21 protein-coding genes and 3 tRNA genes are annotated in these 21,964 nt (G+C 53.3%); 9 read left to right on the forward strand and 15 right to left on the reverse strand.

Annotated features, from left to right (window positions below; genetic code table 11):
* The first annotated feature begins 185 nt into the window (after positions 1 to 185).
* The 3 genes from McpAg1_RS06350 (at position 186) to McpAg1_RS06360 (ending at position 2,705) form a co-directional block, all read left to right on the forward strand.
* Complete coding sequence (locus tag McpAg1_RS06350) at positions 186 to 1,139, forward strand: DUF475 domain-containing protein (RefSeq protein WP_338094461.1); 954 nt, start codon at positions 186 to 188, stop codon at positions 1,137 to 1,139.
* A 301-nt stretch (positions 1,140 to 1,440) separates the two neighbouring features.
* On the forward strand, positions 1,441 to 1,872 hold the full coding sequence (locus tag McpAg1_RS06355) for an FKBP-type peptidyl-prolyl cis-trans isomerase (protein WP_338094462.1): 432 nt from the start codon (positions 1,441 to 1,443) through the stop codon (positions 1,870 to 1,872).
* The gene (locus McpAg1_RS06360) at positions 1,869 to 2,705 is read left to right on the forward strand and encodes a DNA-methyltransferase (protein ID WP_338094463.1); all 837 of its coding nucleotides are present in this window, start codon (positions 1,869 to 1,871) and stop codon (positions 2,703 to 2,705) included. Before McpAg1_RS06355 ends, McpAg1_RS06360 begins: the two co-directional genes overlap by 4 nt.
* Positions 2,706 to 3,042: 337 nt before the next feature.
* Here McpAg1_RS06360 and McpAg1_RS06365 read toward each other — a convergent pair whose 3' ends face one another.
* Together McpAg1_RS06365 and McpAg1_RS06370 are read right to left on the reverse strand one after the other, a co-directional pair.
* Positions 3,043 to 5,187: a DEAD/DEAH box helicase gene (locus McpAg1_RS06365; protein WP_338094464.1), complete on the reverse strand. Its 2,145-nt coding sequence runs from the start codon at positions 5,185 to 5,187 to the stop codon at positions 3,043 to 3,045.
* Positions 5,174 to 5,584 (reverse strand): thioredoxin family protein, encoded by a 411-nt coding sequence (locus McpAg1_RS06370; protein ID WP_338094465.1) that lies wholly within the window; start codon positions 5,582 to 5,584, stop codon positions 5,174 to 5,176. Before McpAg1_RS06370 ends, McpAg1_RS06365 begins: the two co-directional genes overlap by 14 nt.
* A 640-nt stretch (positions 5,585 to 6,224) precedes the next feature.
* Between McpAg1_RS06370 and McpAg1_RS06375 the strand changes: the two genes are divergently transcribed.
* The 5 genes from McpAg1_RS06375 to McpAg1_RS06395 all read left to right on the forward strand — a co-directional run bounded on the left by McpAg1_RS06375 (position 6,225) and on the right by McpAg1_RS06395 (position 13,266).
* Positions 6,225 to 6,299 (forward strand) — tRNA-Met (locus McpAg1_RS06375).
* 69 nt (positions 6,300 to 6,368) lie between these two features.
* Complete coding sequence (gene apgM / locus McpAg1_RS06380) at positions 6,369 to 7,592, forward strand: 2,3-bisphosphoglycerate-independent phosphoglycerate mutase (RefSeq protein ID WP_338094466.1); 1,224 nt, start codon at positions 6,369 to 6,371, stop codon at positions 7,590 to 7,592.
* A 29-nt stretch (positions 7,593 to 7,621) separates the two neighbouring features.
* Positions 7,622 to 8,620, forward strand: a complete 999-nt coding sequence (locus McpAg1_RS06385; protein ID WP_338094467.1) for an acyltransferase — start codon at positions 7,622 to 7,624, stop codon at positions 8,618 to 8,620.
* Entirely contained in the window at positions 8,617 to 9,456 is an 840-nt protein-coding gene (locus McpAg1_RS06390) for a hypothetical protein (RefSeq protein WP_338094468.1), read from the forward strand. The genes McpAg1_RS06385 and McpAg1_RS06390 overlap by 4 nt, the downstream gene beginning before the upstream one ends.
* Positions 9,457 to 9,570: 114 nt before the next feature.
* Positions 9,571 to 13,266 (forward strand): phosphoribosylformylglycinamidine synthase, encoded by a 3,696-nt coding sequence (locus McpAg1_RS06395; protein ID WP_338094469.1) that lies wholly within the window; start codon positions 9,571 to 9,573, stop codon positions 13,264 to 13,266.
* 107 nt (positions 13,267 to 13,373) lie between these two features.
* Here the strand turns inward: McpAg1_RS06395 and McpAg1_RS06400 are convergent.
* From McpAg1_RS06400 to htpX, 3 genes are all read right to left on the reverse strand, one after another.
* Positions 13,374 to 13,445, reverse strand: a tRNA-Val gene (locus McpAg1_RS06400).
* Positions 13,446 to 13,469: 24 nt separating this feature from the next.
* Positions 13,470 to 13,540: transfer RNA gene (locus McpAg1_RS06405), tRNA-Gly, on the reverse strand.
* Positions 13,541 to 13,868: 328 nt separating this feature from the next.
* Entirely contained in the window at positions 13,869 to 14,789 is a 921-nt protein-coding gene (htpX, locus tag McpAg1_RS06410; RefSeq protein WP_338094470.1) for a zinc metalloprotease HtpX, read from the reverse strand.
* A gap of 133 nt (positions 14,790 to 14,922) precedes the next feature.
* On the opposite strand from htpX, the gene McpAg1_RS06415 reads away from it, so the two are divergent.
* Positions 14,923 to 15,597, forward strand: coding sequence for a putative phosphothreonine lyase domain-containing protein (locus McpAg1_RS06415; RefSeq protein WP_338094471.1), 675 nt, complete (start codon positions 14,923 to 14,925; stop codon positions 15,595 to 15,597).
* Between the two features lie 188 nt (positions 15,598 to 15,785).
* On the opposite strand, the gene McpAg1_RS06420 is transcribed toward McpAg1_RS06415, so the two are convergent.
* The 10 genes from McpAg1_RS06420 to McpAg1_RS06465 form a co-directional block, all read right to left on the reverse strand.
* A complete protein-coding gene (locus McpAg1_RS06420; RefSeq protein ID WP_338094472.1) occupies positions 15,786 to 15,929 on the reverse strand; it encodes a 50S ribosomal protein L40e in 144 nt (47 codons plus the stop codon).
* A gap of 64 nt (positions 15,930 to 15,993) precedes the next feature.
* The gene (rdgB, locus tag McpAg1_RS06425; RefSeq protein ID WP_338094473.1) at positions 15,994 to 16,536 is read right to left on the reverse strand and encodes an RdgB/HAM1 family non-canonical purine NTP pyrophosphatase; all 543 of its coding nucleotides are present in this window, start codon (positions 16,534 to 16,536) and stop codon (positions 15,994 to 15,996) included.
* Positions 16,533 to 18,110, reverse strand: a complete 1,578-nt coding sequence (locus McpAg1_RS06430) for a bifunctional N(6)-L-threonylcarbamoyladenine synthase/serine/threonine protein kinase (protein WP_338094474.1) — start codon at positions 18,108 to 18,110, stop codon at positions 16,533 to 16,535. Before McpAg1_RS06430 ends, rdgB begins: the two co-directional genes overlap by 4 nt.
* 11 nt (positions 18,111 to 18,121) lie before the next feature.
* Complete coding sequence (locus McpAg1_RS06435) at positions 18,122 to 18,307, reverse strand: 30S ribosomal protein S27ae (protein ID WP_338094475.1); 186 nt, start codon at positions 18,305 to 18,307, stop codon at positions 18,122 to 18,124.
* A gap of 4 nt (positions 18,308 to 18,311) precedes the next feature.
* Entirely contained in the window at positions 18,312 to 18,605 is a 294-nt protein-coding gene (locus tag McpAg1_RS06440; protein ID WP_338094476.1) for a 30S ribosomal protein S24e, read from the reverse strand.
* A gap of 265 nt (positions 18,606 to 18,870) precedes the next feature.
* Positions 18,871 to 19,356 carry a GTP-dependent dephospho-CoA kinase family protein gene (locus McpAg1_RS06445; RefSeq protein ID WP_338094477.1) on the reverse strand — a complete coding sequence of 162 codons (486 nt, stop codon included), beginning with the start codon at positions 19,354 to 19,356 and terminating at the stop codon, positions 18,871 to 18,873.
* Positions 19,356 to 19,571, reverse strand: a complete 216-nt coding sequence (spt4, locus tag McpAg1_RS06450) for a transcription elongation factor subunit Spt4 (RefSeq protein WP_338094478.1) — start codon at positions 19,569 to 19,571, stop codon at positions 19,356 to 19,358. Before spt4 ends, McpAg1_RS06445 begins: the two co-directional genes overlap by 1 nt.
* Positions 19,571 to 20,143, reverse strand: coding sequence for a DNA-directed RNA polymerase (locus McpAg1_RS06455; protein WP_338094479.1), 573 nt, complete (start codon positions 20,141 to 20,143; stop codon positions 19,571 to 19,573). The genes spt4 and McpAg1_RS06455 overlap by 1 nt, the downstream gene beginning before the upstream one ends.
* Positions 20,144 to 20,164: 21 nt before the next feature.
* The gene (locus McpAg1_RS06460) at positions 20,165 to 20,578 is read right to left on the reverse strand and encodes a type II toxin-antitoxin system VapC family toxin (protein ID WP_338094480.1); all 414 of its coding nucleotides are present in this window, start codon (positions 20,576 to 20,578) and stop codon (positions 20,165 to 20,167) included.
* Complete coding sequence (locus McpAg1_RS06465) at positions 20,542 to 21,777, reverse strand: translation initiation factor IF-2 subunit gamma (protein ID WP_338094481.1); 1,236 nt, start codon at positions 21,775 to 21,777, stop codon at positions 20,542 to 20,544. Before McpAg1_RS06465 ends, McpAg1_RS06460 begins: the two co-directional genes overlap by 37 nt.
* Between the last annotated feature and the right edge of the window lie 187 nt (positions 21,778 to 21,964).

Genomic DNA, 21,964 nt, shown 5'->3' on the forward strand with positions numbered 1-21,964 from the left:
GATTGGAATTTGATTTTTCATATCAAATGAATTATTTTCTTGATTCCGTGATTTTTTTCCGTGCCTATTCCGTGTACTCAGTGTGTTCCGTGGGCGGAGCTATGACGAATAATGGGTAGTACAGTGCTGACCTGACCGGATGAGAGTATTAATTACATATCAGCCCAAACATGTCCCTATTTACCATGGAGATTGCATACGCCGTACTGGTGGTACTCGGTCTTGTCGCGTTTGAGACGGTGGCAAGTATCGATAATGCAATCATCAATGCCGATATTTTGTCCACGATGAAGGCATGGGCGCGCCGCTGGTTCCTGACCTGGGGTATTATCATCGCGGTTTTTGGTATCCGCGGTGTTCTGCCGTGGCTTATCATCTGGTTTTCGACACCGTCCCTTGGCCCGATCGGTGCTCTGACGGCAACGTTTTCGGATGATGCAACTGCGTCTGCGGCGATTGAGCAGAGTGCACCGTTTTTGCTTTTGGCCGGAGGAATTTTTATGATATTTTTGTTCCTCCACTGGCTGATGGCGGAGCAGAAAAACTGTATTGTTCCGGGGGAGCGTGCGATGTCAAGGCAGGGTCCGTGGTTTTATGCGGTTGCGGCGATCGTGCTGTTCATTGTGTGTTATACTGCGGCCCAGATCAATGCTCTTCTTGCGGTTGCTGCCGTGGGCGGGTCGGCGATCTTTTTCATTATGCAGGGTTTCCGGCTGTTTGCTGATAAGAAGTCGGCCGAGCTTGAGAGCGGTTCTTCCAATCAGTCTGATATCAGTAAGCTGATGCTTCTTGAGGTGATTGATGCGACGTTTTCGATCGATGGCGTTATCGGTGCGTTTGCGTTTACGATGTCGGTTCCTTTGATTCTGATCGGTAATGGTATTGGTGCTATTATTGTGCGTGAGCTTACGGTTCGCAACATCGATAACATTCGTAAATACGCATATCTGAAAAACGGTGCGATGTACTCGATCTTTACGCTTGGTCTTATCATGTGCAGCGAAGGGTTCGGTATTGAGATTCCGATCTGGATTGCACCGATACTGACGATCGGTATTGTGTCGCTGTTCTTCTGGCTGTCTCTGCAGAGAATCAAGAAGGGCGACTTCGGCGTCTGTGAGGTCCCGAGAGAGCAGTAGATATCTGAAACGCGGAATTGCTTGCCTTTGGTGTTATGTAGAGGAAACGCGAATAGCGCGAATCGCATGCCTGCGGCCTGCTCACCGCTTCGCGGAATGAAAAATCGCCAATGGCGATTTTTGAGAACTAACGTCACAGAATGTTTGACAGATTTTTCTCATTCGAGACACAAATGTAATTTTTTTTGAAAAATCGCCATTGGCGATTTTTTTCATTCGCGCTATTTGTGCTATTCGCGTTTTAAAAAATCAACATGTCCAGTCAAAACATAATTGTACCATACCAGACATACAGATATCCATGACCGGTGTTCTTCCGACCAGCACGCTGCTGCTTCACTTCATCAGCAGGCGTCCGGACGGCGAAGTGTTTGAGGATACCAGCAAGGGTGAACCGGTACTGGTCACGCTCGGCAAAAAACAGATCAATCCTGCATTTGAAGAGGCTTTGCTCGGCAGAGCTGAAGGCGAGACCGTCACCGTCATCCTGCCGCCGGAAAAGGCGTACGGACGATATCACCGGAAACTCGTCGTCACCATGAAGCGGAAAAAGCTCACGCTTGATCATGAGCCGGTCCCGGGTGAGATAATCAGGGTCGAGGTCATGAACAAGCCATGCCTTGTGATGGTTGTCAGCGTGACCGACAAAAGCGTCACGGTTGATGCGAACCATCCGCTTGCCGGCGAGACGATCACCTATGAGATAACCATCGTAAAAATTCTTGAGCCATGACTGAACCAGGGATCATCCATCTGTGCGACTGCATCACCGGCATGAACAGGCTCCCTGCCGGTTCGGTTGACGTTATCGTGACCTCACCCCCCTATAATATCGGCAAACCCTATACGACCTATGACGACACCGTTCCCCGTAATGGGTATCTTCTTTGGATGGAGGATGTTGCCAGGGCTTCTGCAAGAGTTCTCTCTGATGCCGGATCCTTTTACCTGAATGTCGGCGGCAGTCTGAAGGACCCCTGGATTCCGATGGATGTTGCGATGCAGTTTCGGAGAAACGGTTTTGTTCTGCAGAACATGATCCACTGGATCAAATCCATTGCTCTTCCGAAGGCTGACATGGGAAGGTTCTACACTTCAGGCATTCCTGAAAACGGCGTTGCGGTCGGTCACTACAAGCCGATCAACAGTCTCCGGTTTCACAACGACTGCCATGAGTTTATCTTCCACTTCACGAAAACCGGCGAGGTTCCAATCGACCGGCTGGCAACGGGCGTCCCCTATCAGGACAAAAGTAATGTGAAGCGGTGGGTGAAGAAGAAACAGGATCTCCGTGACCGCGGAAACACCTGGTTCATCCCTTACGAAACGATCCGCGAGGAACGTCCCCACCCGGCGGTGTTTCCCGTGCGGTTACCGGAGATGTGCATTCAGGATCATGGCGTTGACCGGTGCGGTCTGGTGATGGATCCGTTCATGGGAATCGGCAGCACAGCTGTTGCCGCGGTGCGGCTTGGTATTCCTTTCATCGGGTTTGAGATCGATGAGGGCTACAAAAAAATCGCCGAGGAACGGATCGCCGCAGAACTTTCGGCACGCTCTCTCTAATTTTTTTTGCGGTGTGATATCACAATAGATTTGGTTGTTTTTCTGGAAAATTGATGTATCGTTTGAGTGGTCTATGTGGCCGCATGAGAAAAGAAAACCGCAAATCCACGTTCACCACTGACCCGTTTACTTTTTTCCAGAACAAATCGGCTAAATATTTTCGTGGTATCACATATTTTTGAAAAAAATGAGGGAGGGGAAATATTGTATTGGTAATCTTTCCGTGCATTTCGGCGCCGCAGGCATTCTCTGTGCATTCAGTGAAGCTCAGTGAAATGTCCGTGTGATCCGTGGTTATTCCAAACGAGAGCCCAACATCCTCCACGAAAGACAAGCCTCAACGACCATCACTCACTCTCACTGAAGTTATCCCTGCAATAACCTCAGGAAGCCGGTAGTACTCATCAGCCGTCATCTCGGCAAACATATCCCGCGGCAGCATACTGCCGAACTTCCATGTTGTGTCCGGCAGCTCAGGCAGTTCGGCTGCGAGTGCAGACAAATCTGTCTCTGAAATTTCCAGCAAAATTCTTGCAACCCTTTCTGCCGCGTCCGCACTGTCCCAGTCAAAGATGCGGATCGCAAACTGATCATAGCGAAGGCTGTGGCGCCCGCCGCCGTCGAGCCGGTTCTTCAGCAGTCGTGCGAGAACCATGTTGGCCCGTGCGCCAAGGAACGTCGCGACCACTACCGACCATCCGGTGACCTCAGGCTCCGCACGCACGTGAACTGTGTCTGGCACGAAGTCATCAGGCAGCATGCGGATGAGGTCGTTGAGCATCTCCTTTTGATCATCCGGCAGCGGAAGAATGGTTGAGCCCCGCTCCAGAATGTGACAGACCGCTCTGCAGACCGTGGGCGAAGCATCCCCCCCGCGGTTAGTGCCGCTTCCGCTCCAGAACGGCCGCTTTGCATCCCCGGGATACGCCGCAGGCTCCACAAGCGCACGTTTGTGGACATCATCGCGGAACAGCAGACGCCAGCTTTTGCCGGTGAAGGAGAATGTTTTTCCCGGCTCACTGCCGACGAACCGCGGATCAAGCGTTCCAACAACCGTCCCGTCCGGAAGAACGGCAAGGTATCCTCCGGCATCATGAATCACCGAGATGAGTGCTATCCAGTTGGACTTGCCAAGCTCCCGCTCGGCACGGGGGCCCGGCGAGAAAAGATCTCCGTCCCTGCTCAGATATTCTCTGTCTGCGAGATACTCCAGAAGCTGAGATATTTTTTCCGAAGGCACCGCTGCAAACGGTGCAAGAGACCGCATCTCTGTCTGAACTGTTTTTCTGCCAATCCCGCCGCACCGGTTTTTCAGAAGAAGAAACAGCTGCTGGATGAGGACATGGTATGCATGCGATGGTGCATGCAGCGGCTCAGTCTCGTGCAGCATCGCAGACTCGATCGCTGCTGCACTGATCAGAAGGTCGCAGGGTTTTTCCAGCACAAAGGTCATCGCCGCAGGTTTCCCGCGCCTGCCGGTGCGGCCCAGCCGCTGCAGAAATGAAGCGACGGTTTTCGGCGGCCCGTACTGCACGACGAGGTCGAGGTCGCCGATATCGATCCCAAGCTCCATCGTGCTCGTGCAGATAACACAGGTTCCGCCGCTTTGATCAAACGCGGCTTCGGCAGCCGCACGGTCGTCTGCTGAGACCGAGGAGTGATGGATATGCACGTTTGGCACCAGCTCTGCAAGCGGTGCCATCAGCCGCTCGGCAAAACTCCTGCTGTCCACAAACACGAGCGCTTTTTTTCCCCGGACGGCTGATGCGACAGCCCTTACCTGTCGGAAAAAGTCCTCCTCCACCACGAACGTGAACTGTTTCGGCTGTTTGGGGGATGGTATCTGTACCAGCTGCTGTTTTCTTGCAGGTCCCGACATCCATGCGAGCAGCTCCTTTGGGTTGCCCACCGTTGCCGAAAGCCCGATTCGCTGGACATGGTTTTTGGAAAACTCAAGCCTGTCTAAAAGGCAGCGGAGGTGAACGCCGCGGTCGGTTTCCATGAATGCGTGAATCTCATCGATTATCACAAACCGCACCGCAGAAAATGCGGACCGCGAGTCCGGGTCGCCGAGCAGCACTTCGAGGGACTCTGGGGTTGTGAGAAGAATGTTCGGCAGGTCGCCTTCGCCGGAAAACTTCCACCGGTCGCGTGCTGCAACATCTCCGTGCTGCGAGGCGACCATGAGGCCTGCCCGTTCGCACATCAGCCGGATTCTATCCTCCTGATCATTGATGAGCGCTTTGAGGGGCGAGATGTAGATCAGTCCCAGGCCCTTTGATCCTGATTTGAGCAGGGCATCGATTGCCGGAATGAATGCGGACTCGGTTTTTCCTCCTGCGGTCGGCGCAAGCACCACGACGTCTGCGCCGCAAGCTACGGCGCGGCAGGTCTCCTCCTGCACGGGTCTGAGGTCGCTCCAGCCAAGTCCTGAGAGAAGCACCTCCTGCAGGGTCGGATGAAAGGACTCAAACAGTGTCATCAGTTCTGAATACCTGTGTCAGCTCTTCGCGGAACTTTTCCGCAGACATTGCTCCTGCCCGCATCCGGACGGCTGTTCCGTCACGGATGTACATGACGAGCGGGATGTTGGTGATGTGCAGCTGGGTTGCGATGCCGTGGTTGCGGTCTGTGTCGCATTTGCAGAACTGAACCTCCGGGAACTCGGTTGACATCTCTTCAAAGATCGGCCCGAAGTACCGGCAGGGCCCGCACCATTCCGCCCAGAAGTCGATCACGACTTTTGGTCTCTGCAATGTCACCTGATTGAAGTTGTATTCCGTGAGATGCACTATCGGCCATCCCTCCGGCGGCGGGACCGCTACTGCGAGTTCCTCGAGACGCTTTTTTCTCAGCTGTTCCAGTTCGGGATCGTCCATACAGAAAATATGGGCAGATTATCTTAATGAGTGTATGCCAAGATATTTCTGCGTCGCATGCCTTCGTCGTAGCTCCGTCCACGAGGCGTATGCCTTCATCATAGCTCCGCCCACGGAACACACTGAGTACACGGAATAGGCACGGAAAAAAATCACGGAGCAGACGTGAACAGCACGGAACTCTTACTCAAAAAAATATTTTCGAACTCTCACGAAATAATTTTTGAAATTTTTTTCAAAAATATTTTATGAACGTGGACGGCCACAGAATTTCACCGAAAAAAACATCACGGAACTCTCACTCAAAAAAATATTTTCAGACTCTCACGAAATAATTTTTGAAATTTTTTTCAGAAATATTTTGTGAAAGCGGACGGCCACTGAATTTCACCGAAAAAAAACATCACGTAACTCTCACTCAAAAAAATATTTTCGAACTCTCGCAAAATAATTTTTGAAACTTTTTTTTAAATTTCCGTGATGTTCACGTCTGCTCCGTGATGTTTTTCTGTGAAATTTCCGTGTGTTCAGTGTGTTCCGTGGGCGGAGCTATGACGAAGACATGCGAATCGTGGGCGACTCATAAAAAACAGAAACCTATTTATCTGCACACGGCGGATATGTTATCCCAAGCATTAGAAGCGAGGTGGGGTAGTCAGGAGATCCCGACGGGCTCATAACCCGTAGACCGATGGTTCAAATCCATTCCTCGCTACTGTTTTTCTTTGATCGTTTTCATACACAACACAATGCACTTAGTCTTACCCGTCCAACAGTTCTGGTAATGACAGCATCCAAAATACTTCTTCTCATCATCGACGGCGTGGGTGACCGTCCATGCGAATGTCTGGATGGAAAAACACCGCTCGAGGCTGCCCGCATTCCCAACCTCGACGAACTTGCCGCAACCGGCATCTGCGGTATCATGGACCCGGTCGCCCCGGGAATCCGTGCAGGCTCAGACACCTCCCACTTAAGCATCCTCGGCTATCCTCCCCAGCAATACTATACCGGCCGCGGACCTCTGGAGGCGGCAGGCTGCGGCATTCAGATGGAGCCGGGCATGATCGGGTTCCGTGCCAATTATGCGACTCTTGACGATGCGGGCAATGTGATTGACCGCCGCGCCGGAAGAATTGCCGACACCACCGAGATATCTGCAGCAGTCCGCGACGGTGTTGACCTCAGCAAATACGGAGTCACCATCGAGTTCGAGCCGGGCACCGGCCACCGTGCGGCTCTTGCCCTTCGCGGCAAAGGCCTCTCGGCTGACGTCTCCAGCAACGACCCCAAAATCACCGGCATTCCGCCCAAGACCATTCATTCCGAAGGCTCTGACACTGATTCGGCATTGTTCACCGCCGAGGTCTGCAACGAGTTCTGCCGTCAGGCAGAAAACATTCTGAAGAATCATCCGGTCAACCTTGCCCGCAAAGCCGCAGGCAAAAATCCGGCGAACACCATCCTCATCCGGGGAAGCGGGGTCATGGGCGTCTACGAACCGTTCGAGGAACGTCACGGACTCTCCGGCAGTGTCGTTGCCGCAGCCGCCCTTATTGCCGGCATCGGCAGTTCGGTTGGTCTCAAACGTGTTCCGGTGAATCCTGACACTTCGCTTGATGAACAGGTCAGACTCGTTCTTAACGAGTTTGCAACGCAGGACTTTGTTCTCTTCAATATCAAAAACGCAGACGAGTACGGTCATGACGGCAAGGCTGCCGAAAAGAAGGACTTCCTTGAAAAGATCGACAAGGAACTTCGGCCGTTCATGGAGATGCCGGGGCTGATGATCGCCGTCTGCGGTGACCACTCAACACCGTGCACCATTAAAGAGCACAGCGCCGACCCTGTCCCGCTGATCATCCGCGGCGACGGCACGAGAGTCGACCGCGTCACCGCGTACGATGAAATTTCCTGCGCGGCCGGCGCTCTGTGCCGGATTTCGGGCGGTGATCTCATGCCGATCCTTCTTGATCTCATTGACAAAACCCATAAGTACGGCGCATAACGATATTACTTATAAGACAGGGTGAAGCAATGGCAGAAGGAAAAAAACGAATCATCGTCGCAGAACCCATTCCCGAAGCGGAGCTTTCCCAGGATGATGCAATACCTGCGGTAGAAATTGAGGAACAACCTGAGTGCGTCCCTGAAACGGAGACCGGATCAGCGTACCGCGAGGAGTCTGCGGTTGCGGCGATTGCGACCGCCGAGCTGTTTAAGAAGTGTATTCTGCCGGATAAAACCGAGCTGCAGGAGCGCATCCTCAAAACGAAGAACGATATTCTCGTGGGCGATCACTGCGACATTGACTACGGTCTTTACGGCAACGACATCGTCATCTGCGAGTTCTGTAAGCTGACCGGTGATGTTGTTGCCGAAGGGGATCTTCGAATTGATAACTTCTGCGAGATCAGCGGAACGGTCATCTGCAACGGCGATGCGTATCTCGGAGAGGGGGTAAAGGTTCACGGCAAGCTGACGGTCGGCGGGAATCTTGATATCGGCGATAATGTTTTCATCGAAAAGGAGTTCAAGGCGTTCGGCGACATCAGCATCAGAAATCCGATGCCGGTGATTCTTTATCTTCTGCTGTATGTGATGACGATGCTGCATCTTGACAACGAGGCCGAGGTGGAGAAGACGGTGAATGCGATGATCTCGGAAGCGAACAGTGAGCCGCTTGTGCTTCCGCCGCGGACGACGATGGATCTCCGTTACTTCTCGGTCTCAACCCCGATGGAGGTTGGTTCAAGCTCCCGTCTGCATGGAAACATTAAGGCGAAGTCTCTTGTTCTGCACAATGATGTGACGCTGTTCGGCGGTGTTCATGCGGTCCGCCGCGTGAAGGTCGGCGAGCGGACTGCGGTTCACGGTGATGTGATCGGCCATTCGGTTCGGATTGAGCGGGGTGCTGATATTCTTGGCGATGTTTCAGGCGAGAAGGTCTGGCTGCATGAGGATGCTCTGGTGAGCGGGATTATTCGTTCGCCCGGGGGTCTGACGATCGGACGGTTTGAGGAGAAGAAGGGATGAGTGCCATTTCTGCAATGCTGGAGCTGGATTCTCTCCGGTTTTTAGAGCCTGATTATGCGTCGCTGGTGAATAATGGTGAGCCGGGCGTTCTGATCTGTGAGGCGGAGCTGGAGTCTGGCGGCGCACGGATGCTGATTGATGATCTGGAGAATCCGGTGCTGTTTGCTGTTTGTGCTGAGGATGAGTGGGTTGGGACGAGCTGGTGTTTCCGGAGTCCTACCGAGCAGGAGTTTGCGCTGTTTTCTGCGGCTGATGGTGATATTTATCAGGAGCCGCGATCTGCGATTGATGATGCGCTGCGTGCACATTTTTCCGAGATTCTTCTTGCGGAGGTTGCTCCTGCCCGTGAGGATCTGCCGGGTGACCGGATTGAGAAGGTTCGCGATCTGCTGCATGAGGTCTGGGGGAATTCTGCTCCGGGGCTTTGTCTTGATGCGTGCGCGGGTTCGGGTATTGGTTCGATGATTGTTCGTGAGATGGGCGGTGTTCCGCTTGCGTATGATAATGATCCTGCACTGCTTGCGCTGGGTCTTTCGTCCGGCCGCCTGACGCCGGAAGGGACGGTCTGTATTGACGGGACGGTTGCGTCGGCATATCTGCCGGACGCGGACCGGGGTCTTGGAATTATGTTCGGCCAGATGTATGTGTATACGCAGGATCTGTGGCGGCCGATTGTTGAGGAGCTTGCAGGGATTACTGCGGAGACGCTTATCACGGTTGCAACTGAGGAGGAGGCGCAGTGGGTGAAGGGTTGGGCGCATGAGGTTGATCACGATCTTGAGATATGGGAGAATGAGCGCGATCCGATTTATGATCGCTGGGTCTGCTTCGGGTGAACTGGTTTATTTTCCAATAATTTTTTCTTCCCCGCTTCACCCAACAGCAAACTAATAACTCCTCTCTCTTCCTATAATATATACCATATCGGAGACGAACAAAAGGAATTAACCATGGTTTTCAGAGTATTCGTTGAGAAAAAACCGGCTCTTGCCAATGAAGCAAACGCAGTTCTTGGCGAGCTGCGCACACTGCTCGGCATGCAAAACATCACAACGCTTCGGATCATCAACCGTTACGACGCCGACAACATCGACCGCGACCTCTTCGAATACGCCAAACACACCGTCTTCTCCGAACCCCAGCTTGACATCGTCTCTGACGCCGTCCCCCTCCGGAACAGTGAACGAATCTTCGCCGTCGAGTTCCTCCCCGGTCAGTTCGACCAGCGTGCCGACAGCGCAGCCCAGTGTATCCAGCTGATATCCCAAAAAGAACGCGCAATCATCAAAACCGCACGCATCTATGTCATCGGCGGAAACATCAGCGACGACGACCTCGCCGCCATCAAAAAATACGTCATCAACCCGATCGAAAGCCGTGAAGCATCCCTCGAACTCCCTGCAACCCTTGGACTTGTTTGCGCAGCCCCGGAGAAAGTCTCCGTCATGACCGGTTTCTGCAGTCTCGACGCCGCAGGCCTTGCTGACTTCGTCAAATCATTCGGCCTTGCCATGGACGCAGGCGACATCGCCTTTTGCCAGCAGTACTTCAGAACCGCAGGCCGCGACCCGACCATCACCGAAATTAAGATGATCGACACCTACTGGTCAGACCACTGCCGCCACACCACCTTCCTGACAACCCTCGACTCCGTAACAACAGAAAGCCCGCTCCTCCAAAAAGCCTTCGACGACTACCTTTCCGTGCGCAAAAAAATCAACCGCACCAAACCGGTCAACCTCATGGACATCGGCACCATCGCCGTAAAATATCTGCGTTCCGAAGGTAAGCTCGAAAAGCTTGACGAGTCCGAAGAGGTCAACGCCTGCACCGTCAAAATAACCGTCACCGTTGACGGCAAAGACGAAGACTGGCTGCTCTTATTCAAAAACGAAACCCACAACCACCCGACCGAGATCGAACCGTTCGGTGGTGCCGCAACCTGCATCGGCGGCGCAATCCGCGATCCGCTCTCCGGCAGAGCATACGTATACGCGGCCATGCGTCTGACCGGTGCTGGAAACCCGCTTGCGCCGGTTGACCAGACCCTCCCAGGCAAACTCCCCCAGAGAAAAATCGTCACCACCGCGGCAGCCGGCTACAGCTCCTACGGCAACCAGATTGGTCTGGCAACCGGCATGGTGGACGAACTCTACCACCCCGGCTACGTCGCAAAACGCATGGAGGTCGGAGCCGTCATCGGTGCAGCGCCGGCCGCAAACGTCCGCCGCGAGTCCCCTGTTCCGGGCGACAAAATAATTCTCCTCGGCGGCCGGACCGGCAGGGACGGCTGCGGCGGTGCGACCGGCTCCTCCAAATCCCACACAGCCGAGTCCCTCGAATCCTGCGGTGCCGAGGTGCAGAAAGGAAACGCTCCTGAGGAACGAAAAATCCAGCGTCTGTTCAGAAACCCTGCCGCATCCACACTCATCAAACGCTGCAATGACTTTGGTGCAGGCGGCGTCTCGGTTGCGATCGGCGAACTCGCTGACGGCGTCTCGATCAATCTCAACGCGGTTCCGAAAAAGTACGACGGCCTTGACGGCACCGAGCTTGCCATCAGCGAGTCGCAGGAACGAATGGCTGTCGTCGTCGCAGCAGCTGATGCTGAAAAGTTCATCGCGCTTTCCCATGCGGAAAATCTTGAGGCAACAGTCGTTGCCGAGGTGACTGCTGAGCCGCGTGTCGTAATGACATGGAACGATGACGTGATCGTTGATATCTCCCGCGAGTTCCTGAACTCAAACGGCGTGGAAAAACACATCTCTGCTGATCTCGCCGTGCCGGAACCATTCACAAAGCCGTTTTCAGGAACATTCACCGAAAACTACTCCACACTTGTGGGGGACTTAAACATCTGTTCCAAACGCGGACTCTCCGAGCGGTTCGACTCAACCATTGGTGCCGGTGCTGTTCTGATGCCGTTCGGTGGAAAGTATCAGCAGACGCCGGTGCAGGCAATGGTCACAAAGATTTCCGTTGAACGCGGCGACACCGATGACTGTTCCTTAATGGCATGGGGTTACAACCCTGCAATTGCAGAGAAGAGTCCGTATCACAGCGCGTACCTCGCGGTCGTCGAGAGCGTTGCAAAGCTTGTTGCAACCGGCGCTGAGTTCTCTGATGTCTACCTGTCGTTTCAGGAGTATTTTGAACGACTGGGTCTCGATTCGAAACGCTGGGGCAAACCGGCCTCTGCCCTGCTCGGCGCACTCTCGGCTCAGATGGGTCTTGGCATCGGGGCTATCGGCGGCAAGGACTCGATGAGCGGCTCGTTTGAGCAGCTCAATGTCCCGCCGACCCTGATATCGTTCGCGGTGACAACAGAAAAAATCCAAAACATCATCTCAAACGAGTTCAAAGGTCCCGGCCACCGCGTGGTCCTTCTCTCTCCTGCATACGATGCAGAGAGTTTGCCAACAACAGACTCGCTTCTGGAAATATTCTCTCGTGCAACTGAGCTGATGCGAAATGGTTCGGTCCTCTCCTGCTGGACACCGGTTACCGGCGGCATTGCCGAAGGAGTTTTCAAGATGGCTCTTGGCAACAACATCGGCTTTTCGTACGCTGACAGTGTGCCCCTCGCCGACCTCTTCTCCTACCGCTACGGCTCGTTCATTCTCGAGCTTGACGAAGGCACGGACGCGGTTGGCACGCTTCTCGGCATGACAACTGACGTGCCGGAACTCCGGCTCGGCAGCGAAACTATTTCGCTCACAAACCTCCGGCAGGTGTATGAGGCAAAGCTTGAGTCGGTGTTCCCCTGCAACATCTCTCAAGAGTCTGCAGCGATTCCAAAGATCACCTTCCGCGACCGAAACACCGCAAAGCCGCGTGTCCGTGTTGCAAATCCCCGCGTTCTCATTCCGGTGTTTCCGGGAACGAACTGTGAGTATGACAGCGCAAAGGCTGTCGCACGTGCCGGTGCTGTTCCTGAGGTCATCGTCATCAACAACATGACCGCAGAAGACACCGCAAACTCTGTCGACGCTGTGGCAGAAGCCATCCGCAGATCGCATGCGATCTTTATTCCGGGCGGCTTTTCCGGCGGCGACGAGCCGGACGGCTCGGGCAAGTTCATCACCGCATTTTTCCGCAACGAAAAAATCAAGGATGCGGTGCATGATCTGCTGAAGAACCGCGATGGTCTGATCTGCGGTATCTGCAACGGGTTCCAGGCACTGATCAAGCTGGGTCTTGTTCCGTACGGCGAGATCGTTGACGTGGATGAAAACTCACCGACGCTCACCTTCAACACCATCGGCCGCCACCAGTCAAGGATTGTGCGCACACGTGTCGCCTCGGTGAAGTCACCGTGGCTGTCGCACGTGAACGTGGACGACGTGTTCGCGGTCCCGATCTCACACGGCGAGGGACGTTTCCTCGCAGGCGCAGACGTCGTCGAAGCACTCATCGCAAACGGTCAGGTGGCAACGCAGTATGTCGACCTCGATAACCAGTCGACATCTGACATCCACTTCAACCCGAACAACTCCTTCATGGCAATTGAAGCAATCACCTCACCGGATGGCCGCGTGCTCGGTAAAATGGGGCACTCGGAACGTGTGGGCGAGGGACTGTACCGCAATGTCCCTGATAAGTTCATGATGCAGCTGTTTGAGTCGCTGGTTGCCTACTATCGGTGATATTTTTTGGTGTGATACACACCAGTATTTTTTTCCTTAAGTTTCATCCAACAGACAATTCAGAAAAATAATGTGAAGATATTTTTTTGAAGATTTTGAAAAACGAATGGACCCGAGGAGATTCGAACTCCTGACCTTCTCCGTGTGAAGGAGACGTCATACCACTAGACCACGAGTCCAAAGAAAAACCCACAAAAAGGGAGTGCACCGACCGGGATTCGAACCCGGGCTATTGGCTTGGAAGGCCAAAGTCATGCCTCTAGACCATCAGTGCCTTGCGTTATATAGGTGTATATTTGAAGTAATTAAATCTGCCGGATTTTTCTCTCAAAGGAAAAATCGGTGTTGCCTATTAGTTCTTGACCTCCCACGAAAAAATGGAACACGCAGAAAATTTCACGGAAAAAAAAACATCACGGAGCAGACGTGGACATCACAGAAATATCGTTTCAAATCTGAGTTCCGTGATGTTCACGTCTACTCCGTGATATTTTTTCGGTGAAACTCCGTGTGTTCCGTTTTTCCGTGGGCTGAAATGCGATCAGCGTCGAACAGTGTTTATCGATAAACCCATTTATGGGCAAAACCGGAAAAATCAGGGATTAGTATCCCTGCATCTCCATCTTAACCTTCTCAAGATTTGCAATACGCTTCTCAAGAGGCGGGTGCGTAGAGAACAGCTCCATCACCGACTCGCCGGAGATTGCCGGAATAATATAGAATGAATTCTCTGCAGAAATCTCGCGCTTCTTGTCCGGCGGGATCGTCTCCATCTTACCGGAGATCTTTTTCAGCGCACGAATCAGTGCATCCGGATCGCGGGTGATATAGGCACTGCCGCGGTCTGCGGAGAACTCACGGTACCGGGAAATTGCCATCGTAACCATTGTTCCAACAATATACACGATAACAATCACTACCATTGCAACAATGAAGACAATAATGCCGCCGCCGTTCTCGCTGTCGCGGTTGCTGCTCAGAAGTGCCATGATAAAGGCATTGTTGATGATCATCGCTGCGATTGAAACCAGGAAACTTCCAATCGTCATCGTCAGCATGTCGCGGTTTTTCACGTGCGCCAGTTCATGGGCAAGCACAGCCTCCAGTTCCTCATCGGTCAGAATGCCTCTGATCGCCTGGGTCACGGCAACAACCGCATGCTTCGGGCTTCTGCCGGTTGCAAATGCGTTCGGCACCGGCGAGGGCATAATTGCCACGCGCGGCATCGGAAGGTCCGCCTCATCAGCGAGTTTTTTTACCATCGCATACAGCTTCGGCTCCTCATCCTCGGTGACAACCTTGGCCTTCGTTGACATCAGCACCAGCTTGTCGGAAAGGAAGTACTGGACGAGCGCCATAACTCCTGCCATTCCGATGATCATATACAGGTAGTACGAGCCGAACATGCCGGTTCCGGCAAGCCACCAGCCGATCACGGAGAACAGTACCACGTAGATAAGGCCTATAACAGCCCATGCCAGAATCTGACGGGCAATGAGACCATAGTCACGCTTCCATATCATTGTATCTAAGTAATAGAACGCTCGGGATAATATGTTTCGTGTCTTCGCAATACGAAAGGCTTTTCATTTTTGTTCATGACGCGCCAATACGAAATCTAAAGATGTATCGAAATGATACAATAGTTCACCAATCATGTTCGAAGACGAAGTCACAGAGACCGAAGAAGAGATCATGACAGAGGAACTGACTGATCTGGCGTTCGGAATGTTTACCATCTTCATGGAGCGGCAACTGGAAAAGGAGGATACCTGTCTCTACCGTGAGGTGGAGGCAGGTGCGGATCTGATCGACCGCTGTGCATCCTGTCTAACTATCTTTGAAGACACTTATCCCCCGCTGGTTTCTGCACTGTCTGCTCTTGGAACAGCCGCAGACATTGCCGCACTCTATATCGCAGGCGAAGGCATCGTTCCAACCAGAACCACCCGGTCCTACTGGATACAACAGGACCGCCCCGGTGTTGCTACCGGCGTTTCGGGTGCGGAGGAAGCAGGTAAGTGGCTGATATTTTTACCGCCCGAAGAAATTGATGCCGCATGGCAGAAGGTTCGCAACGCAACCGTTCTTGGAACTCTTGGCATTGGTGCAAAGGTCAGCACCGCAAAGGAGAATGATGACTCGTACGACGAACGCAAAGTCATCTATGTGTTCACCGCAGACTGGTCTGACGAAGCGGATGTGATGCGGGTGCGCGAAGAGCTTAAGCAGCTCGGCTTTGTTGACCGAATCGGCTACAAGCGCAATCTTGACACCTATGCGGGCGAGTATCGGGAGAAGGGAAAGCGCGTGGCCTACTACTCGGTCTAAACTTTTTTTTGTATAGAACTCACTTGAAGTAACCACGATTCACAGGCATGCGAATCGTGGTTACTCCAAGCAAAGCCACATGCATCAGAATCACATCACGTAACTCTTCTTTACAAAAAAACATTTTCAAAACAGACTGAAGGAAAAATTGAACGGTGACGGAAAAACCGCACCGAAAATATTGAAGATTATGCCTTGCGTTCCTTGTTCTTCGGGCGAAGGGACGTTGAGCCGCACTTGCGGCAGGTGGTTGCGCGGAAAGCGTTACGTGCATTGCATTTCATGCAAACTTGTACATTAAGAAGTCTTGCCTCTGCTTCTGGGAATCTCATCTATGAATAACCCCGTTATATTGAGTTCTATAATGTGGGTGCTGAGTCATATTAACCATTACGCTCATCGCGAGGTTATGTACCACTCACGAAACGCCGCAAGAGCACGGGCGCGGTGGGACAGGCTGTTCTTTTCCTCCATCGACATCTCGGCAAGCGTGCTCACGCCCACCGCAAATATCGGATCATAGCCAAACCCTTCCGTCCCGCGTTCGGCAGTCGTTATCTCTCCTTCAACGGTTCCGGAAAATACGCGGACACCGCTCTCGTCCGCATAAGCAACCGCGGTCGCAAAACGTGCACGTCTGTCGGCAACCCCGTTCATCAGCCGGAGAACACCTGCATTACGAATCGTATCCTGCACATATGCCGCATAAGGGCCGGGAAACCCGGACAGCGCATCAATGAAGAGTCCGGTATCATCCACGATTAACGGCACGTTCAGCGCCGCATATGCCTGCTCTGCCTTCGCGCGTGCAATCTCCTCCACCGTGTCGGCCTGAGGCTCAATGCAGGTGAAGTCGACATGCGTCACTTCAGCAATGCCTGCGAAGAATGCCGCAACCTCGGCTGCCTTGTTTTTGTTTCCGGTAACAACCGTGATCACAGATACCGCCCCCTCAGCTCAATCTCAACCTCGCGTTCGATCACCGCATCCGCATCGGCAAATGCCGAGCGGTATCCGTCACAGAACGCCTGCTTCAGGGGTTTTGGCGAAGCCGTCGTGCTCTCCAGCGTCTGGAACAGCACATGCAGATCTACACCGCGCGGCTCAATCTCATCCGTCATCTGGGCAAGACCGAAGTCGATCAGATACACGCGTCCATTCTGCCAGATCATATTCGAGGTTGTCAGATCCCCGTGCACGATGCCTGTCTTGTGCAGTTTGCCAACCGAGACTCCGGCTGCGAATGCGTACGCATCGTTGATAACATACTTCAGCACATCGCCGTCCAGTTTTTCCATCACAATCGTATGCTCCGTAACATCGCGGATCACCGGCACCGGCACGCCTCCCCTGCGCGCTGCAGCAATACAGCGCGCTTCGGCACGTGTCCGCTCCGCAATCAGCGCCGCATCCAGCTGAGGCACGCGGTATCCCTTTGACAGCCGCGTCTTCACCGCGTCGGTTCCGGTCAGGTCCACGGCGGCTTCTGCTCCGCGCTCCGCAGTCTCGGACTGACCAGGGGCAAACAGCTCGCCCGCATCGCTCCGCCAGGTCACCTCAACCTGATCGGACCGAAATCCAGGATTCACCACAGAGTCTGCAACAGAGATCGTGGAGCCTGCCTCCAGCATGATTTTTCCGGTGTAGGCGATCATCGCACCGTTATCGCCCATGTAGACCCGCGGCGGTGCCATGAAGCGTGCGCCGCGCTCCTCGCACATGAGCCTGAGCATCTCCTGAAGGCGGCTGTTTGCACCAACACCGCCGACGAGAATTACCTCATCCTTTCCGGTGTGGGCGAGCGCACGTTCCGTGACCTCGACACACATCGCAAACGCAGTCTCCTGAAAACTGAAGCACACATCCTCCATCGACTCGCCGCGTGCGGTTGCCTCCTTTGCCGCGCTCATCAGACCGGAGAAGGCCAGATCCATTCCTTTCACTGTATAGGGAAGCGGAATGTAGCTTCCTTTCTTCGCCATCTCCTCGATGATCGGCCCTCCCGGATGCGGGAGATCATGACTGCGGGCAAACTTGTCCAGAGCGTTCCCTAATCCGATGTCCAGTGTTTCACCAAAAATTCGGTAGCGTCCGTTCAAAAACCCGAGCACCTGCGTGTTTGCACCTGATGCATAGAGCACAATCGGGTCGGAAAACTTCGTGTACCAGCGTCCGATCTCCACATGAGCAACACAATGGTTCACGCCGATTAACGGAACGCCGAATTTCAGCGCAAGAGACCGTGCCGCAGTCGCTGCTGTCCGCAGTGACGGACCAAGACCCGGCCCGATCGAGAACGCGACCGCATCGATATCATCTCCGGCTTTTTCGAGAACTTTTCCAATCACATCAGCAGCGACCGCCGCATGATGCTGGGCAGCTTCGCGCGGATGAATTCCTCCGTGCGGAGGTACGTACGGCGAGGATTCAAGACAGACCAGATCCTCATCAAAAACAGCGGCACTGAAGTTCCATGCTGTTCCTTCAATGCCAAGAACCCTTGTTTCGGGCATAATAATGTATTTTATTGCTTAAACTCAGTATATCCGCATTTACCGCAGGCGAAACGGTCAGAGTGTTCGCCCATAAAGACTCCCGGACCGCAGCGCGGGCAGTGGCGGTGAGCGGTGGTTGCCTTTCCCTGTCCATCAACGGAGTAAAGTTCACTGCGTTTCTGGGATTCCTTTGCTGCCTTCTTCTTTGCTGCCATGATATTACTCCTCCTTTTCTGCCTTTGGCTTTCCGCGGGCAATCAGGAATGCACGCTCAGTTGCATTCAGTGCGTCAACAGAGTCATAGATGCGTGCAACGCCGGTAACGGCTTTGGTTCCGAAGCGTCCCTTCAGGGAAGAGAGGATCAGACTTTCGACCGGGGTATTCTGCATTGCTGCGATTTTTGCTCCGATATCTGCACGGGCTGGGGTTGCGCCGTCATATACTGCGGTAAACGCAACCTCATTACGGCTTAAAAGCTCGTTTCTGGTATTTGAGGTGATCTTAATCTCCATCGATATCCCACAATTATTGGAATGCAGGATATTTAATACTGGTGCATTCTTAGGCGTAGCACCTCTATTCATGAGCCGCCCACGGAAAACACCGAACACACGGAAATTATCAACATCACGGAGCAGACGTGAACAACACGGAATAGATTATTTAGTATTCTGTGATGTTCACGTCTGCTCCGTGATGTTTTTTTTTCTGTGGAATTCGGTGTGTTCAGTGTTTTCCGTGGGCGACACAGAATTAAAAATGAACAAGTGGCCCAGTTCAACAACGAACAAAACAGGACAAAAGATAATCCGCACGCTGCCGCAGCTCAGGCGTCACTGAACAGAGAACCACACCTTCGTTTGGCTGGCCGTAGATCACCAGTGCATCATCAGGCAGAAGCCCGATCAGCGGGAGAACCGCAAGATCCTCTTCTCCATCCACCATAATCACGCATGGCGTCGATGTGACCGCCTCTGCAAGCGTTTCCACCAGCTCATCGGTGATCGTTCCGGCAGGATTTTTCACATGCAGAATATGCTGGGAGATCTCAGGCATCTCAAGATACGGGGACCGCATCGTCAGACCATCGATAACCCCTACAGCAGGAATAATTCCGCGCGACAGCGCCGAATGTGTCACCACATCACCAACCGTACACAGCATTCTGCCGGAGATCATCGGAACAATATCAGAAAATTCGGGAAAAAGGGTTCCAAAAGGCTGCTTGAACAGCCCTCGGTGTTCCGACGGGAGAACAAGCATTATCTGACCTTAAGGGCGTAACGGCCGTTGTAGTCGATATTCATCTTTTTCGCAACATCCGAATGGCGGGAATCGATGATAACCAGATACCCGAACCACTCGGTTGTCAGTGCATTACCCTGACACTCCGGACACTGGACCTTATCGGCCTCAAGCACCTTGTGACAGTTCCGGCATGCCTGCAGCATCTTCTTCGACGTCCGCTTCGGTGCCATTACTTCCGCTCCTTCTCAGCCTGCTCGCGGTTGCGCTCATCCTCAATCCATGCAAGCGTTCCAAGACCCGGCTGACGCATGGTAAGACCGATCTTCGACTCACGCGGCTCGCGTTCGTTCAGCGACAGAGCAACCACGCGTGCGCGCACCGTGTCGCCGACCGCAAGTGTCCTGCCGGTGTCCTTACAGACAAGCCGGGAGTTCTTCTCATCATAATCGATGTACTCATCAGTTATCTGACTCATGTGCAGCATCGCATCAATCGGGCCCAGGGAGATGAACGCACCAAAGCTCGTCGTCTCCACGACAACGCCTTCGATAACTTCCTGCAGCGACAGACGAAGCGTCACTGCCTCAAAGTCCACATCATAATACACACCGCCGTCGCTGTAGATGATCTCACCATCGCCAACACGGTCTACACCGGTCACCGCGATGAAGATACCCATCTCCTTGTCAACGCTTCCCTCGAACTGCTCCTGCAGAACATCAAGAATAACGGTGTTCAGATCCTCGCCCATGCGCTCCGGCGGAACTCTGACCTTATCGTTTAATTTCAGCTTATAATACATATCCTTAGCTCCTCGTCGAAATCATTTTCCTATCAGCTCAAGCCTTGTCCGCGACCGGAGTACAACAACCGGAATGCGGAGACTGAGCAGGCGGTCTCTTAACTTTCTATCATTGGTCACTACAACAGCATTAAACATCTCTGCTGTCCGGATCACTTTGTCATCCACCGGGACATCCTCATCGATTGGGGGAAGAACCGTGCAGCGTCCGGCAACGGTTAGACCGAACCGTGCCGCCGCCGCATTTTTCCCGCACCCCTGTGTCAGACCGCGCAGCTCGTACACCACCTCGGCAGGTACGATGACATCACATCCCCCAAGCAGTTCGCGCAGACCTTCAAAAAGGTCCACGCCAAACTGGGCAGGCATCATCAGAGCATTGGTATCCAGAACGACCGTTACTCGGTCAGGATGCCCATACCGATCAGACGCCATCTGCCACCAACCTGCCGGCTGATTGCAATCCGGGAACCGAGTTCCGCACAGACCGGGCGTTTGAGGATAACCTCTGCCTGATTTTTCTTTGCAGCCATGACGATACCGACCGTAACGGCGGTGCCGACAGACAACATCAGCGGCTCTTTCAGCCGCAGCGGCTCAATGTTCTGTTCTGATGCAGAACCTACCACGCGGTCCATTAAGGTCATGTCAAACTTCAGTTTGTCCCAGACCGGCGGAAGGGATCCGATCGCTCCGGCAACCTGTCCGACAAGTGTGTCGCTTTTGGTGATCGCCGGATCAAGTTTCGTACCAATTGCCGAAAGACCGCCCGGGGTTGCCACGGCAACTTTGTGGGAGGCCTTGTTCGTGGAGGTAATCTTGGTTGTAATCGGCTCCCATTTTGCCTTGTTCTCAGACATGTACTGTCTGCCCGGACGGATTTCAATATCGTCCCCTTCACGGAACTCACCGCGGATCAAAGACCCGCCGATGACACCGCCCTTGATGTCGCGCCAAGAACTTCCCGGACGGTTGACATCAAAGGACCGCGCGATCAGCATGATCGGCGGAACATCAGCATCACGTTCTGTGTCCGGGATGATGGTGTTCAGCGCATCGATTAAGACACCGAAGTTGATCTTTTTCTGGGCTGAGACCGGAATGATCGGTGCGTTTTCTGCAACCGTTCCCTTCACAAACGCTTTGATCTGTTTGTAGTTTTCAATTGCCTGCTTCTGGGGCACCACGTCAATCTTATTCTGAACGATGATGATGTTGGTGATGCCGGTCAGTTCAAGCGCCATCAGATGCTCTTTTGTCTGCGGCTGCGGACACGGCTCGTTTGCGGCAATGACCAGCATTGCGCCGTCCATGATTGCAGAGCCTGAAAGCATGGTTGCCATCAGGGTTTCGTGGCCGGGTGCGTCTACAAAGGAGACGGACCGGACCGGTTCAAGTTTTCCGCCGCAAATTTGGCATGTATCAGTATTCGACCAGGACTCCGGGCCCTGGCATTTCGGGCATTTGTAAAACGTCGCGTCAGCGTAACCGAGACGGATGGAGATACCGCGCTTCAGCTCTTCACTGTGGCGGTCTGTCCATGAGCCGGTAAGCTGGCTGACCAGGGTGGTCTTCCCGTGGTCAACGTGGCCTACCACGCCGATATTTACGTTTGGTATTGTAGGATCATGCAAAGAAACCAAAACCTCCTCAACCTTATATAATCGACTTCCGAACAGATATATTTGTGTGATAAACCGTCTTTGCATTATTATTGCCGGGTCGCCTGCGAAACGCATGTTCGCGACCCGCGATTCCCATTTCTCATTTTTATTTTGCACATATCCGGGCCAATTCGAAGACTCTCACACGTCAAAAATT

Origin of the sequence: Methanorbis furvi (assembly GCF_032714615.1) — an archaeon.
GTDB classification, from domain to species: domain Archaea; phylum Halobacteriota; class Methanomicrobia; order Methanomicrobiales; family Methanocorpusculaceae; genus Methanocorpusculum; species Methanocorpusculum furvi.

What these genes read in the sequence shown, in the direction of transcription:
- McpAg1_RS06350 (WP_338094461.1), top strand. Translation starts at nt 186, where the DNA reads ATGGAGATTGCATACGCCGTACTGGTGGTACTCGGTCTTGTCGCGTTT.
- McpAg1_RS06355 (WP_338094462.1), top strand. Translation starts at nt 1,441, where the DNA reads ATGACCGGTGTTCTTCCGACCAGCACGCTGCTGCTTCACTTCATCAGC.
- McpAg1_RS06360 (WP_338094463.1), top strand. Translation starts at nt 1,869, where the DNA reads ATGACTGAACCAGGGATCATCCATCTGTGCGACTGCATCACCGGCATG.
- McpAg1_RS06365 (WP_338094464.1), bottom strand. Translation starts at nt 5,187, where the DNA reads ATGACACTGTTTGAGTCCTTTCATCCGACCCTGCAGGAGGTGCTTCTC.
- McpAg1_RS06370 (WP_338094465.1), bottom strand. Translation starts at nt 5,584, where the DNA reads ATGGACGATCCCGAACTGGAACAGCTGAGAAAAAAGCGTCTCGAGGAA.
- apgM (WP_338094466.1), top strand. Translation starts at nt 6,369, where the DNA reads ATGACAGCATCCAAAATACTTCTTCTCATCATCGACGGCGTGGGTGAC.
- McpAg1_RS06385 (WP_338094467.1), top strand. Translation starts at nt 7,622, where the DNA reads ATGGCAGAAGGAAAAAAACGAATCATCGTCGCAGAACCCATTCCCGAA.
- McpAg1_RS06390 (WP_338094468.1), top strand. Translation starts at nt 8,617, where the DNA reads ATGAGTGCCATTTCTGCAATGCTGGAGCTGGATTCTCTCCGGTTTTTA.
- McpAg1_RS06395 (WP_338094469.1), top strand. Translation starts at nt 9,571, where the DNA reads ATGGTTTTCAGAGTATTCGTTGAGAAAAAACCGGCTCTTGCCAATGAA.
- htpX (WP_338094470.1), bottom strand. Translation starts at nt 14,789, where the DNA reads ATGATATGGAAGCGTGACTATGGTCTCATTGCCCGTCAGATTCTGGCA.
- McpAg1_RS06415 (WP_338094471.1), top strand. Translation starts at nt 14,923, where the DNA reads ATGTTCGAAGACGAAGTCACAGAGACCGAAGAAGAGATCATGACAGAG.
- McpAg1_RS06420 (WP_338094472.1), bottom strand. Translation starts at nt 15,929, where the DNA reads ATGAGATTCCCAGAAGCAGAGGCAAGACTTCTTAATGTACAAGTTTGC.
- McpAg1_RS06430 (WP_338094474.1), bottom strand. Translation starts at nt 18,110, where the DNA reads ATGCCCGAAACAAGGGTTCTTGGCATTGAAGGAACAGCATGGAACTTC.
- McpAg1_RS06435 (WP_338094475.1), bottom strand. Translation starts at nt 18,307, where the DNA reads ATGGCAGCAAAGAAGAAGGCAGCAAAGGAATCCCAGAAACGCAGTGAA.
- McpAg1_RS06440 (WP_338094476.1), bottom strand. Translation starts at nt 18,605, where the DNA reads ATGGAGATTAAGATCACCTCAAATACCAGAAACGAGCTTTTAAGCCGT.
- McpAg1_RS06445 (WP_338094477.1), bottom strand. Translation starts at nt 19,356, where the DNA reads ATGCTTGTTCTCCCGTCGGAACACCGAGGGCTGTTCAAGCAGCCTTTT.
- spt4 (WP_338094478.1), bottom strand. Translation starts at nt 19,571, where the DNA reads ATGGCACCGAAGCGGACGTCGAAGAAGATGCTGCAGGCATGCCGGAAC.
- McpAg1_RS06455 (WP_338094479.1), bottom strand. Translation starts at nt 20,143, where the DNA reads ATGTATTATAAGCTGAAATTAAACGATAAGGTCAGAGTTCCGCCGGAG.
- McpAg1_RS06460 (WP_338094480.1), bottom strand. Translation starts at nt 20,578, where the DNA reads ATGGCGTCTGATCGGTATGGGCATCCTGACCGAGTAACGGTCGTTCTG.